The 13,647-nt window shown below is 71.5% G+C and carries 10 protein-coding genes; 9 read left to right on the top strand and 1 reads right to left on the bottom strand.

Annotation, left to right across the window (positions count from 1 at the left end; all coding sequences use genetic code 11):
- Positions 1-260: 260 nt before the first annotated feature.
- The 7 genes from ureA to cimA all read left to right on the top strand — a co-directional run bounded on the left by ureA (position 261) and on the right by cimA (position 8,400).
- Complete coding sequence (ureA, locus tag ACFW5B_RS09825; RefSeq protein WP_386435963.1) at positions 261-965, top strand: urease subunit gamma; 705 nt, start codon at positions 261-263, stop codon at positions 963-965.
- Positions 962-2,674, top strand: coding sequence for an urease subunit alpha (locus ACFW5B_RS09830; protein ID WP_386435966.1), 1,713 nt, complete (start codon positions 962-964; stop codon positions 2,672-2,674). Before ureA ends, ACFW5B_RS09830 begins: the two co-directional genes overlap by 4 nt.
- A gap of 110 nt (positions 2,675-2,784) precedes the next feature.
- A complete protein-coding gene (locus ACFW5B_RS09835) occupies positions 2,785-3,825 on the top strand; it encodes an agmatine/peptidylarginine deiminase (RefSeq protein WP_386435969.1) in 1,041 nt (346 codons plus the stop codon).
- A 35-nt stretch (positions 3,826-3,860) separates the two neighbouring features.
- Positions 3,861-4,493, top strand: coding sequence for a TetR/AcrR family transcriptional regulator (locus ACFW5B_RS09840; protein WP_386435971.1), 633 nt, complete (start codon positions 3,861-3,863; stop codon positions 4,491-4,493).
- Positions 4,494-4,600: 107 nt separating this feature from the next.
- Positions 4,601-4,936 carry a hypothetical protein gene (locus ACFW5B_RS09845; protein ID WP_386435974.1) on the top strand — a complete coding sequence of 112 codons (336 nt, stop codon included), beginning with the start codon at positions 4,601-4,603 and terminating at the stop codon, positions 4,934-4,936.
- 272 nt (positions 4,937-5,208) lie between these two features.
- On the top strand, positions 5,209-6,489 hold the full coding sequence (locus ACFW5B_RS09850) for an MFS transporter (RefSeq protein WP_386436314.1): 1,281 nt from the start codon (positions 5,209-5,211) through the stop codon (positions 6,487-6,489).
- A 282-nt stretch (positions 6,490-6,771) separates the two neighbouring features.
- A complete protein-coding gene (gene cimA / locus ACFW5B_RS09855; RefSeq protein WP_386435977.1) occupies positions 6,772-8,400 on the top strand; it encodes a citramalate synthase in 1,629 nt (542 codons plus the stop codon).
- A gap of 84 nt (positions 8,401-8,484) precedes the next feature.
- Here the strand turns inward: cimA and ACFW5B_RS09860 are convergent, their stop codons facing one another.
- A complete protein-coding gene (locus ACFW5B_RS09860; protein WP_386435980.1) occupies positions 8,485-9,120 on the bottom strand; it encodes a YceI family protein in 636 nt (211 codons plus the stop codon).
- Positions 9,121-9,392: 272 nt separating this feature from the next.
- On the opposite strand from ACFW5B_RS09860, the gene ACFW5B_RS09865 reads away from it, so the two are divergent.
- Complete coding sequence (locus ACFW5B_RS09865; protein ID WP_386435982.1) at positions 9,393-11,819, top strand: polysaccharide lyase 8 family protein; 2,427 nt, start codon at positions 9,393-9,395, stop codon at positions 11,817-11,819.
- Between the two features lie 215 nt (positions 11,820-12,034).
- On the top strand, positions 12,035-13,618 hold the full coding sequence (locus tag ACFW5B_RS09870; RefSeq protein WP_386435985.1) for an acyl-CoA carboxylase subunit beta: 1,584 nt from the start codon (positions 12,035-12,037) through the stop codon (positions 13,616-13,618).
- The last annotated feature ends 29 nt before the right edge of the window (positions 13,619-13,647 follow it).

The following is a 13,647-nucleotide window of genomic DNA, read 5'->3' on the forward strand; positions in this document are numbered from 1 at the left end:
ACGACGGTGGGTGCGCGGCGCGCGGTGGACGGTGCCCCGGGGTGGTGGGCCGTGTGCCGTGCGCTGCGGGCGGTGCGGCGGGCCGGGGCGCGCCGGGCGCGGGCGGTCCGCACCGCGAGATCGTTTAGAGCAGCACTCTATTTGCCGCTCATCTAGAACAGCGCTCAATGTGACGCATGCCTGCGGTAGCGGTCAATGCTTTCCTGTCGTCGATTTTTATGGTTAGAGTGATGCTCAAATCGAGCTGGAGGTGTGACGGGATGCGGCTGACCCCGACGGAACGCGACCGGCTGCTGCTGTTCGGCGCGGCCGAGCTGGCGCGGACGCGCCGGGCCCGCGGACTGAAGCTGAATGTGCCCGAGGCGACCGCGTTGATCGCGGACACGGTCTGCGAGGCGGCGCGGGACGGGCGCCGCCTCGCTCAGGCCATCGAGGCGGCACGCGGTGTGCTCGGTCCGGACGAGGTGCTGCCGGGCGTGGCCGAGGTGGTCACCGAGGTGCATGTGGAGGCCGTCTTCGACGACGGCTCCCGGCTCGCGGTGGTCAGCGACCCGATCGGCGCCCGCCCGGCGGCCGGGGGGAGCGACGCGGCGCCCGCGCCCGGCGCCGTGCTCCCCGGCCCGGCCGGCCCGGAGCCCGCGCCCGCGGTGGTGCTGGCCGTACGCAACACCGCGACCGTGCCCATCAGCGTCACCTCGCACTTCCACTTCTTCGAGGCCAACCCCCGGCTGGACTTCGACCGCGGCGCCGCGTACGGCATGCGGCTGTGCGTCCCGGCCGGCTCGTCGGTGCGGTTCGACCCCGGCGGCGCCTCGGAGGTCGGTCTGGTCCCGATCGGCGGCGACCGGATCGCGATCGGCTTCGCCGGTCTCGTGGACGGCCCGCTGGACGCACCGGGCGCCGAATCGGAAGCGCTGCGGCGGGCCGCCGCCTGCGGCTACCTGGGAGCGGAGGAACGGGCATGACGGGCAGCATCGATCCCCACGAGTACGCGTCGGTGCACGGCCCGCGAGCCGGCGACCGGGTCGTCCTCGGTGACTCGGGCCTGGTCGTCCGGGTCGAGTCCGACGCCCAGAAGCCCGGTGACGAGTTCCTGGCCGGCTTCGGCAAGACCGCCCGCGACGGGCTGCACCTCAAGGCCGCCGCGGTCCGCGAGACCTGCGACGTGGTGATCAGCAACGTCCTGGTCATCGACGCGGTCCAGGGCATCCGCAAGGTGTCCATCGGCATCCGCGAGGGCCGGATTCACGCGATAGGACGGGCCGGCAACCCCGACACCCTCGACGGGGTCGACGTCGTCGTCGGCACCGGCACCTCGATCGTCTCCGGCGAGGGCATGATCGCCACCGCGGGCGCCGTCGACACCCATGTCCATCTGCTCACACCGCGCGTCATGGAGGCCTCGCTGGCTTCCGGCGTGACCACCATCATCGGCCAGGAATTCGGGCCGGTCTGGGGCGTCGGCGTCAACTCCCCCTGGGCGCTGGGCCACGCCTTCAGCGCCTTCGACGCCTGGCCGGTCAACATCGGCTTCCTCGGCCGGGGTTCGTCCTCCGGCGACGCCCCGCTGGTCGAGGCGCTCGCCGAGGGCGGCGCCTGCGGTTTCAAGGTGCACGAGGACATGGGCGCCCACGCCCGTGCCCTGGACACCGCGCTGCGGGTCGCCGAGGAGCACGACGTCCAGGTCGCCCTGCACAGCGACGGTCTGAACGAGTGCCTCACCGTCGAGGACACCCTGCGCGTCCTGGACGGCCGGACCATCCACGCCTTCCACATCGAGGGCTGCGGCGGCGGCCATGTCCCCAACGTCCTGAAGATGGCCGGGGTCCCCAACGTCATCGGCTCCTCCACCAACCCCACCCTCCCCTTCGGGCGGGACGCGGTCGCCGAGCACTACGGCATGATCGTCTCGGTCCACGACCTGAAGACCGACCTGCCGGGCGACGCCGCGATGGCCCGCGACCGCATCCGGGCCGGGACGATGGGCGCCGAGGACGTGCTGCACGACCTCGGGGCGATCGGCATCACCTCGTCCGACGCCCAGGGCATGGGCCGCGCGGGCGAGACCGTACGCCGGACGTTCGCCATGGCGGGCAAGATGAAGGCCGAACTCGGGCCCCTTCTTTCCCGGGACGGGGAGGCCGGCGACGGAGCCCACGACGACAACGCCCGGGTGCTGCGCTACATCGCCAAGCTCACCATCAACCCCGCCATCGCCCATGGTCTTTCGCACGAGATCGGATCGCTGGAGGTCGGCAAGATGGCCGATGTCGTGCTGTGGAAGCCGCAGTACTTCGGTGCCAAACCGCAGCTGGTGCTGAAGTCCGGCTTCCCCGCCTACGGCGTCACCGGTGACCCCAACGCCGCCACCGACACCTGCGAACCCCTGGTGCTGGGCCCGCAGTTCGGGGCGTACGGCGCGACGCCCGCGGAGATCTCCGTCGCCTTCGTCGCCCGTGCCGCGGCCGAACAGGGCGGTGACGGCATGCCCACGCGCCGACGCCGGGTCGCCGTCCGCGGCACCCGTGGCATCGGCCCCGGCAACCTCGTCCACAACTCCCGGGTCGGGCAGGTGCAGGTCGACGGGGGCAGCGGACTGGTCACCCTCGACGGCGCCCCGATGCGCTCGGAACCGGCCGACACCGTGTCCCTGTCCCGGCTCTATTTCCTGTGAGCACGCCTCCTTGCCTGTGAGCACGTCCCGCGGCCGGGCCCCGTCGGCCGGCCGATGAGGCACCCCGCCCACCCCCGCCTGTAACACCGCTACAGACCCCGAGGACCCGCATGAACACCCCTGTCGCCGCCGGTTTCCGTATGCCCCCGGAGTGGGCCCGGCACGAGCGCACCTGGATGGCCTGGCCCTGCCCCGGTTTCACCTTCGGCGAGGAGGGCGGCGCGACGCTGGCCGAGGCCCGCCGCGCGTGGGCGGCCGTCGCCCTCGCGGTCCGCCGCTTCGAGCCGGTCACCGTCGTGGTCGGCACCGGCCAGTCGGAGGGCGCCCGCGCACTCCTCGGCACGGACATCGGCCTCGTCGAACGCCCGCTGAACGACGCCTGGATGCGCGACATCGGCCCCACCTTCCTCACCGACGGCACCGGCCGACTCGCGGCCGCCGACTGGGTGTTCAACGGCTGGGGCGCCCAGGAATGGGCCCGCTGGGACCTCGACGAGAAGATCGCCGAGCAGGTCTGCGCGCTGTCCGGCGCCCGCCGCTACGCCACCTCCCTGGTCAACGAGGGTGGCGGCCTCCACATCGACGGCGAGGGCACCGTCCTGCTCACCGAGACCGTCCAGCTCGACCCGGGCCGCAACCCCGGCCGCACCCGGGAGGAGGTCGAGGCGGAGATCCACGCCCACCTCGGCACCACCAAGGCGATCTGGCTGCCGCGCGGCCTGGCCGCCGACTACGGGCAGTTCGGCACCCGCGGCCATGTCGACATCGTCGCCGCCTTCGCCCGCCCCGGCACCGTGCTCGTGCACACCCAGCCCGACCCCGGCCACCCCGACCACGCGATCTGCAACGAGATCGTCAAGCTGCTGAGCTCGGCCACCGACGCCAGGGGCCGGCAGCTGGAGGTCATCGAGGTGCCCGCCCCGACCGTCACCGAGGAGGACGGTCAGCTGGTCGACTACTCCTACATCAACCACTACCTCTGCAACGATGGCGTGGTGCTGTGCGCCTTCGACGACCCGCGCGACGAGGAGGCGGCCGCGCTCTTCCGCCGGCTCTTCCCCGGCCGGACGGTGACCCTCGTCGACGCCCGTACGATCTTCGCAGCGGGTGGCGGTATCCACTGCATCACCCAGCAGCAGCCGAAGGTCTGATCCGCAGACCCGCCCAGCCGACCCCGGAGGTCCCCGTGCCCGGTCCCGCGCGCCGTCCCCGGCGCCGGCTCAACCAGCCCCGCGAGCAGGTCCTGGCCGCGGCGATGGCCACCATCGCCGCGGAGGGCCTGGACCGGCTGACCATGGCCGGCCTGGGCCGTGAGGTCGGCATGAGCAGCGGCCACATCCTCTACTACTTCGGTACGAAGGACGAGCTGCTGCTCCAGACCCTCCAGTGGAGCGAGGAGCAGCTCGGCGCCGAACGCCGGGCCGCCCTCTCCCGCCGCGTCCCGGCCCGCGAACGGCTGGACGCCCTGGTCGACCTCTACCTCCCCGAAGGCCACCGCGACCCGCGCTGGACCCTGTGGCTGGAGGTCTGGAACCGCTCCCAGAACGCCGACGACGAGACCCGCGAACGCCAGCTGGAACTGGAACTGGCCTGGCACCGCGACCTGGTGGCCCTGCTCGTCGAGGGCGTCTCCAAGGGCGAATTCCGCCCCGTCGACGCCGAACGCCTCGCCACCCGCACCCGCGCCCTCCTCGACGGCTTCGGCTCCCAGCTCGTCGTCGGCCTCCCGGGCACGGACCGCGAAGAAGTACGCGGCCACGTAAGGGAATTCCTGGACGAGTCGCTGACGCCCGGTACGGCACCACCCTTGAAGCCGTGATCTTCATCCCCTAGCGTCGCCGGATGCGCGTGCTCGACCGAACGACCACCGCACGCGCCGGTTCGATGCGCGTGTTCCACGCGCATGTCCACACGAGGGGAACAGACGTGATCTCACGCAAGAGGGCCCCGCTCGCGGCCCTGGCCGTACTGAGCGCCACCACCCTGCTGGGCCTGGCCGTGCCCGCGGCGAACGCCGCGACCCCGGCCGCGGCCAAGGTCTCGGTCAAGATGACCAAGTGCGGGGTGCACACCGGCGGGAGCGCCGGGCTCTACTACCACAACTGCTCGAAGAAGTACGGGCACAAGGTGACCGTGGACCACATCATGGCGCCGGACCTGACATGGTGCATCGCGCCGGGCAAGGACGAGTTCCTGGGCACCGTCGCACCGCTCCCGACGAAGGTGCGTGGCGCCAAGTACATCGGGCACTGCAAGCCCTGATCTCCGTTACGCAGGAAGGGGCGGGCGTGGTCCCCGGGGCCACGCCCGCCCCTTTCCGTGATTCGCCGGCAGTGTACGCAACGCACGTAAGTACGCCCGATCGTTGCCCGTCGTCCTCTTGTCAGTCATCGTCCGGATCGGCGAGCGTAACCGCTGGTCGGCCGATCGGCCACGGACACGAGGAGGCTGGCGTGGCACAGAGCCCGGATGAGACGGATGCAAGAGCTAGCAGGGCCAACTGGCGCAAGATCTGGGTGGGTTCGGCCGGCAACATGGTCGAGTGGTTCGACTGGTTCGTTTATTCCAGCTTCGCGGTGTACTTCGCAGGTTCCTTCTTCCCTGAAGGGAATATCACCGCGCAGTTGTTCAACACCATGGCGATCTTCGCCGTTGGCTTCATCATGCGCCCCATCGGTGGCTGGCTGCTGGGCCGGGTCGGTGACCGGCGCGGACGGAAGGCGGCACTGACGCTCACCGTCACCCTGATGTCCGCGTCCGCGATTCTCATCGCTGTCGCACCGACCTATGCGGTCGCAGGTTACGGCGGGGTGGCGGTCCTGCTGATCGCGCGGCTCCTTCAGGGCCTGTCCGTCGGCGGTGAGTACGCGGCGAGCGCGACCTATCTCACCGAGGCGTCCGCACCGGGCAAGCGCGGCTTCGCCTCCAGCTTTCAGTATGTGTCCATGACCGCGGGCCAGCTGATCGGGCTGGCGCTGCAGATCGTCCTTCAGAACACCCTGTCGGACAGCGCGCTGCACAGCTGGGGCTGGCGCATCCCGTTCATCCTCGGTGCGCTGGGCGCGGCCGTCGTCTTCTATCTGCGACGGAACATGCTGGAGACCGAGGTCTTCAACGAGGCGGGCGAGACGGTCGGCGGTGACGCGGGCCGGGAAGCGGCAGGGCGCGGCACCCTCAAGGCGCTGTGGCAGCACAAGCGCGAGGCGTTCCTGGTCATCGCCCTGACCATGGGCGGCACCGTCGCCTACTACACGTACACGACCTATCTGACCAAGTACCTTTCGGGGACCGTGGGCCTGCCCAAGCAGACCGCGACGCTGGTCAGCTTCTGCGCGCTGTTCGTGTTCATGTGCCTCCAGCCGCTCGCCGGGGCGCTCTCGGACCGGATCGGCCGGCGCCCGCTGCTGATCACCTTCGCGCTCGGCGGCACCTTCCTCACCGTGCCGATCATGTTGCTGCTCAAGCACGCCACCAGCTTCTGGCCGGCCTTCGGCCTCGCCCTGCTCGCCCTGGTGATCATCACTGGTTACACCTCGATCAACGCCTGTGTGAAGGCTGAGCTGTTCCCCACGGGCGTCCGGGCACTCGGTGTCGCCTTCCCGTACGCCATCGCCAACGCGCTTTTCGGCGGTACCGCCGAGCCGCTGGCGCTGTGGCTGAAGCAGTCCGGTATGGAGTCGGCCTTCCCCTGGTACGTGGCCGGTTGTGCGGCCGTCTCGCTGATCGTCTACCTGACCATGCGCGAGACCCGTGACATCGACCTGAACCGGGTCGGCGGCACGGAGCGGGAGAAGGACGCCGTGCTCGCATCCTGAGATGGTCCGGGAGCCGGGGGCGGTCGTGTGCCAGACTGCCCCCGTGCTCTCGTTCGCCATGATTATTGGCAGCAGGCGCGCCGGTCCGCAGTGACCGCCCCGTACGACCCGAGTACGGCGTGGCCACCGTCGTCCCAGACCCGCGCGCAGACCTCTCGCACCCGCGAGGGGTTTTTTCGTTTCCGGCCCACATCTCACCGGAGGCGGAGCGCGAGGGAACATGGAGGGACGGTGGAACCGGTTATTCCGGTAGACCGAGACCCCGACAGGAGCCACACCAGCATGACGGACGCACTCGAACCCGCCCCGCCGCCCGCCGACGCGGTGTCCGACGACTTCCACGTCTTCGACACCACGCTCCGCGACGGTGCCCAGCGCGAGGGCATCAACCTCACGGTCGCCGACAAGCTGACCATCGCCCGGCACCTCGACGACTTCGGGGTGGGCTTCATCGAGGGCGGCTGGCCGGGCGCCAACCCGCGGGACACCGAGTTCTTCCAGCGGGCCCGCGAGGAGATCGACTTCCGGCACGCCAAGCTGGTCGCGTTCGGCGCCACCCGCAAGGCCGGGGTGCGCGTCGAGGACGATCCGCAGGTCGCCGCGCTCCTGGATTCCGGGGCCCCGGTGATCACGCTGGTCGCCAAGTCCCATGTCGGGCATGTGGAGCTGGCGCTGCGCACCACCCCCGAGGAGAACCTCGCGATGGTCCGGGACACCGTCGCCCACCTGCGCGCGCAGGGCCGCCGGGTCTTCCTCGACTGTGAGCACTTCTTCGACGGCTACGCCCTGGACCCGGTCTACGCCAAGCAGGTCGTCCGTACCGCGAGCGGGGCCGGCGCGGATGTCGTGGTGCTCTGCGACACCAACGGCGGGATGCTCCCGGCGCAGGTCACCGCCGTCGTACGGACCGTCCTCGCGGACACCGGCGCGCGGCTGGGCATCCACGCCCAGGACGACACCGGCTGTGCGGTGGCCAACACCCTGGCGGCGGTGGACGCGGGCGCCACCCATGTCCAGTGCACCGCCAACGGCTACGGCGAGCGGGTCGGCAACTCCAACCTCTTCCCGGTCGTCGCCGCCCTGGAGCTCAAATACGGACGCCGGGTGCTGCCCGCCGGCCGGCTCGCCGAGACCACCCGGATCTCGCACGCCATCGCCGAGGTCGTCAACCTCACCCCCTCCACCCACCAGCCCTACGTCGGGGTCTCCGCCTTCGCCCACAAGGCCGGACTGCACGCCTCCGCGATCAAGGTCGACCCGGACCTCTACCAGCACATCGACCCGGAGCTGGTCGGCAACACCATGCGGATGCTGGTCTCCGACATGGCCGGCCGGGCGTCCATCGAGCTCAAGGGCAAGGAGCTGGGCATCGATCTGGGCGGCGACCGCGAGCTGGTCGGCCGGGTCGTCGAGCGGGTCAAGGAGCGCGAACTCGCGGGCTACACCTACGAGGCCGCGGACGCCTCGTTCGAACTGCTGCTGCGCGAAGAGGTGCAGGGCAGGCCGGTGCGCTACTTCACCGTGGAGTCCTGGCGGGCCATCGTCGAGGACCGCCCGGACGGCAGCCACGCCAACGAGGCGACCGTGAAGCTGTGGGCCAAGGGGGAGCGGATCGTCGCCACCGCCGAGGGCAACGGTCCGGTCAACGCGCTCGACCGGGCGCTGCGGGTCGGGCTGGAGCGGATCTATCCGCAGCTGGCCCAGATGGAGCTGGTGGACTACAAGGTCCGCATCCTGGAGGGCGACCAGGGCACCGGCTCGATCACCCGGGTCCTGGTCTCCACCGGCGACGGCCGCGGCGAGTGGTCCACGGTCGGCGTCGCGGAGAACGTGATCGCCGCGTCCTGGCAGGCGCTCTACGACGCCTATGCGTACGGGCTCCTGCGGGCCGGGGTCGAGCCGCAGGACTGAGTGCCCGGAAGACGCGGCCGCGGCCCCGCACGGCCCTCGGGGGAGGGGCCGGCGCGGGGCCGCGGTGCGGTCGGCGCTCGGTGATCAGACCTGCGGGGCCGCCTTGACCGCCGAGATGTCGAAGGTGAGCTTGACCTTGTCGCTGACCATCACACCGCCGGTCTCCAGCGCGGCGTTCCAGGTCAGGCCCCAGTCGGAGCGCAGGATCTCGGCGCTGCCCTCGAAGCCGACCCGCTCGGCGCCGTAGACATCGGTGGCCGCGCCGTGGAACTCCAGGTCGATGGTGAGCGGCTTGGTGACGTCCCGGAGGGTCAGGTCGCCGGTGATGCGGTAGCGGTCGCCGTCCACCCGCTCGGCGGCGGTGCTGCGGAAGGTCATCAGCGGGAAGGCCTCGGCGTCGAAGAAGTCGGCGCTGCGCAGATGGCCGTCGCGGTCCGCGATACCGGTGTCGATGCTGGCGATCTTGACGTCCAGGGACGCGGTGGAGCGGGACGGCTCGGCGCCGTCGAGGTGGAGCGTGCCCGCGTAGTCGCCGAAGGCGCCGCGGACGTTGGTGACCATGGCGTGCCGGACGGTGAAGCCGATGCTGCTGTGGGCCGGGTCGATGGTGTAGTCGCCGGTCAGCGCCTCCAGCGCGGGGTCCGCCGGGAGGACGGCAGCGGTGGCGGTGTCGGCGGGGGTGGCGGTGTCGGCGGTGCGCTTGCGGTGGAACAGAGCCATGGCTCCTCCTCGAAGACGGGGCACGCGGTGTGCAGAGGTTGTTTAAGGTTCAACGAGATGCACCGTAACCCGATCTGGTTCAATATTCAACCTCTTGCTCGGCCGGGCGTGCACGCTCTCCGCCGATCGGGCGCGCACGGTCTCGTCCGGACGGGTGGGCGGCCGGCGTTCCGGCGCGGTCATTGCCGCCCGGCGGCGGCCCGTGCTAGACCATCGGGACATCCCAAGTGCACAGCGCCATCCCCCAGTTGACGCCCTGGAGAGGACCGACCGTGCCACCCGTTCCCGGCCTGCCCGCCTGGTCACGCAGAGGATTTCTCGCCGCTTCCACCGCCGGCGCGCTCGGCCTCGGCGCCGGCTCCGCGCACGGTTCCGCCGCGGCACCGGATGAGTTCACCGCCCTCCGCTCCCGCTGGTGCGCACTCACCCTGGGTACCGGCTTCGACCCCACCGCTCCGCCGTACGCCGCCGCCCTCCAGGAGACCGGCGCGCTGGCGAGCACCTTCCAGGCGGGCATGCGCCCGGCCGCCGGTTCCCTCTGGCCCGACTGCCGCTACGACCCGCCCTCCGGCATCACCCGGAGCTACGGCCGGCTGCAGACCATGGCCCAGGCCTATGCCCAGCCCGGCACCGGCCGCACCGGCGACCCCGCCCTCGCCGAGGCTCTGCTCACCGGCCTCGGCCACCTCGACGCCACCGTCTACAACACCGCCACCACCCGCTACGGAAACTGGTGGGACTGGCAGATCGGCAGCCCCAGGCTCCTCCTCGACACCGTCGCGATCCTCGACGAGCGGCTGCCCGGCGGCCTCGGCGACGCCCTGCGCTGCCGCTGTCTGGCCGCCGTCGACCACTTCGTGCCGGACGGCATGCTCGGCGACTACAGCGGGACCAGCACCGGCGCCAACCGCGTCGACCTCTGCCGGGTGGTCGCGCTGCGCGGCCTCCTCGGGCGCGCCCCCGACAAGATCGCGCTGGCCCGCGACGCCCTCTCACCGGTCTTCCCGTACGTCACCAAGGGTGACGGGCTCTATGCCGACGGCTCCTTCGTCCAGCACACCTGGGTCGCCTACTCCGGCACCTACGGCGCCGTCCTGCTCGACGGCCTCGGCCGGCTGTTCAGCCTGCTCGGCGGCTCGTCCTGGCAGATCACCGACCCGGCCCGGCAGATCATCTTCGACAGCGTGGAGCGGGCCTACGCCCCGCTGCTGCACAACGGACTGATGATGGACAGCGTCAACGGCCGCGCCGTCAGCCGCGGTTACCTCCGCAGCGACGAACGGCAGGTGCTGCGCAGCGACCACTACCACGGTCATGCGCTGATCGCCGCGGTCGCGCTGCTCGCCGGGAGCGCGAGCGACGCGGAGCGGGAGCGCTGGCACGCCATGATCAAGGGCTGGACCGAGCGGGACCGTACGCTGCCGGTCCTCACCGACCGGCAGTACGGCGTCGCCGACCTCGCCCGGCTCGCCCGGATCGCCGGGAGCGGCACGGCCGCCGCCCCCGAACCCGTCGGCCACCGGCTGTTCCCCGCCATGGACCGCGCCGTGCACCGCCGCCCCGGCTGGGCCGCCGGCCTGGCCATGGCCTCCGACCGCATCGCGTACTACGAGAACGGCAACGGCGAGAACCCGCGCGGCTGGCACACCGGCGCCGGGATGCTCTATTGGTGGGGCGCCGACTTCGCGGGCGACCAGTACACCGACGCTTTCTGGCCCACCGTCGACCCCTACCGGCTGCCCGGCACGACCGTGTCCGCCAAGCGGCTCGCGGACAACGAGGGCGGCGGCTGGGGCGAGCCCAAGCCCGCCACGCGCTGGGTCGGCGGCACCACCGACGGCACCTTCGCCGCGATCGGCCAGGACCTGCGCGGTCTGGCCTCGACCCTCACCGCCCGGAAATCCTGGTTCGCGCTCGCGGACTGCCTGGTCTGCCTGGGCGCCGGCATCACCGCCCGCGACGGGGTGCCCGCCGAGACCGTCGTCGACAACCGCTGCCTGGGGGAGTCCGGTACGGCGGAGCTCACCGTCGACGGCGTGCCGCAGCCCGGCACGCTCGGCGCGACCACCGCCTTCCGCCGCGTCCACTGGGCCCATCTCGCCGGACACGGCGGCTACGTCTTCCCGGGCGGTGCGCCCCTCAAGGCGCTGCGCGAGGCCCGCACCGGCGCCTGGTGCGACATCAACAGCACCTCCTCCCCGGAGCCGTTCACCCGCCGCTACCTCACCCTCTGGCACGACCACGGCACCGACCCCACCGACGCCGGCTACGCCTACCTCCTGATGCCGGGCGCCACCCCGAGCACCCTCGCGGCCCGCGCCGCCGACCGGCACTGGCTGACGGTGCTCGCCAACGACGCGGACCGGCAGGCGATCGCCGTCGACCCGCTCGGCGTAACGGCCGCCAACTTCTGGCGGGCGGGCGGCGCGGGGCCGCTCACGAGCAGCGGCCCGGCGAGCGTGCTGGTCCGCGAGCGGCCGGGCGACCGGACGGCCCACCGCCCGCGCACGGTGCGGCTGTCCCTGGCCGCCCCCGAGCGGACCGGTGAGACACTTGAGATCACCTGGTCGCGGCCGGTCCGCGAGGTCCTCTCCCACGACCCGGCGATCGAGGTGCTGGCCACGGGGCGGTCCCTGCGACTGCGTCTGACCCCCGGCACGAGCTGCGCCACCCACAGCTGCACGGTGCGGCCGGGCTGACCGGAACCGGCCCGTCCGACCAACCGGTCACGACAACATCGCTCCGCCGCTCTTTGTCGAGGCCATACAGACGCCTCGGGAGCCCGCCACCCGAACGGACGCCGGGACGCGGGGCGCGTACAGCACGGTTCTGTACTGCCTGCCCACCAAATCGCATGCGACGTTGTACGAAACCGACATCGGTGCGCGGCGCTCCCCGCACGTACCGTCGATGCATGACCACTGTCGAAGATCTGCCCGCCGGCGCCAACGACGCCCGCGGGCGCGTCGCCGAGTTGCACGCCATCCGCGAGCAGGTCCGGCGGGGCCCCAGCGAGCGCGCCACGGAAGCGCAGCGCGCCAAGGGCAAGCTGACCGCCCGCGAGCGGATCGAGCTGCTGCTGGACGAGGGTTCGTTCAACGAGGTCGAGCCGCTGCGGCGGCACCGGGCGACGGGCTTCGGCCTGGAGGCCAAGAAGCCCTACACCGACGGCGTGATCACCGGCTGGGGCACCGTCCACGGCCGGACCGTCTTCACCTATGCGCACGACTTCCGGATCTTCGGCGGCGCGCTGGGCGAGGCCCACGCCACCAAGATCCACAAGATCATGGACATGGCCATCCAGGCCGGTGCGCCGCTGGTGTCGCTGAACGACGGCGCCGGCGCCCGTATCCAGGAGGGCGTCTCCGCGCTCGCCGGCTACGGCGGCATCTTCCAGCGCAACACCAAGGCGAGCGGGGTCATCCCGCAGATCTCGGTGATGCTCGGCCCCTGCGCCGGCGGCGCGGCGTACTCCCCGGCCCTGACCGACTTCGTCTTCATGGTCCGCGAGACCTCGCAGATGTTCATCACCGGCCCCGACGTGGTGCGCGCGGTGACCGGCGAGGAGATCACCCAGAACGGCCTGGGCGGCGCGGATGTGCACGCCGAGACGTCCGGCGTGTGCCACTTCGCCTACGACGACGAGGCCACCTGCCTGGAGGAGGTCCGCTACCTCCTCTCCCTCCTGCCGGCCAACAACCGGGAGAACCCGCCGGCGGTGCCCTGCGAGGACCCCGCCGACCGTTCCGGTGACGCGCTGCTGGACCTGGTCCCGGCCGACGGCAACCGCCCGTACGACATGCGCAAGGTCATCGAGGAGATCGTCGACGACGGCGAGTTCCTGGAGGTCCACGAGCGCTGGGCGACCAACATCATCTGTGCGCTGTCCCGGCTCGACGGCCGCGTGGTGGGCCTGATCGCCAACCAGCCGCAGTCGCTGGCCGGCGTGCTGGACATCGAGGCGTCCGAGAAGGCCGCCCGCTTCGTCCAGATGTGCGACGCCTTCAACATCCCGATCGTCACCCTGCTCGACGTCCCCGGCTTCCTGCCCGGCGTCGACCAGGAGCACGGCGGCATCATCCGGCACGGCGCCAAGCTGCTCTACGCCTACTGCAACGCGACCGTCCCGCGGATCTCGCTCGTCCTGCGCAAGGCCTACGGCGGCGCCTACATCGTCATGGACTCGCAGTCCATCGGCGCCGACCTGACGTACGCCTGGCCCACCAACGAGATCGCGGTGATGGGCGCCGAGGGCGCGGCCAACGTCATCTTCCGCAAGCAGATCGCCGAGGCGGACGACTCCGAGGCCATGCGGGTGCGCATGGTCAAGGAGTACAAGTCCGAGCTGATGCACCCGTATTACGCGGCCGAGCGCGGTCTGGTCGACGACGTGATCGACCCCGCCGAGACCCGCCACACGCTCATCCGCGCCCTGGAGATGCTGCGCACCAAGCACGCGGACCTGCCGGCCCGCAAGCACGGCAACCCGCCCCAGTAGCCGCATCCCGCACCCGCACCCGGCACCAC

The sequence above is a fragment of the Streptomyces sp. NPDC058773 genome, from assembly GCF_042746015.1.
Classification (GTDB): Bacteria; Actinomycetota; Actinomycetes; order Streptomycetales; family Streptomycetaceae; genus Streptomyces.

Excerpts from the sequence above, each read along its gene's own strand:
- ACFW5B_RS09835 (WP_386435969.1), top strand. The coding sequence starts at position 2,785 with ATGAACACCCCTGTCGCCGCCGGTTTCCGTATGCCCCCGGAGTGGGCC.
- cimA (WP_386435977.1), top strand. The coding sequence starts at position 6,772 with ATGACGGACGCACTCGAACCCGCCCCGCCGCCCGCCGACGCGGTGTCC.
- ACFW5B_RS09830 (WP_386435966.1), top strand. The coding sequence starts at position 962 with ATGACGGGCAGCATCGATCCCCACGAGTACGCGTCGGTGCACGGCCCG.
- ACFW5B_RS09850 (WP_386436314.1), top strand. The coding sequence starts at position 5,209 with ATGGTCGAGTGGTTCGACTGGTTCGTTTATTCCAGCTTCGCGGTGTAC.
- ACFW5B_RS09860 (WP_386435980.1), bottom strand. The coding sequence starts at position 9,120 with ATGGCTCTGTTCCACCGCAAGCGCACCGCCGACACCGCCACCCCCGCC.
- ureA (WP_386435963.1), top strand. The coding sequence starts at position 261 with ATGCGGCTGACCCCGACGGAACGCGACCGGCTGCTGCTGTTCGGCGCG.
- ACFW5B_RS09870 (WP_386435985.1), top strand. The coding sequence starts at position 12,035 with ATGACCACTGTCGAAGATCTGCCCGCCGGCGCCAACGACGCCCGCGGG.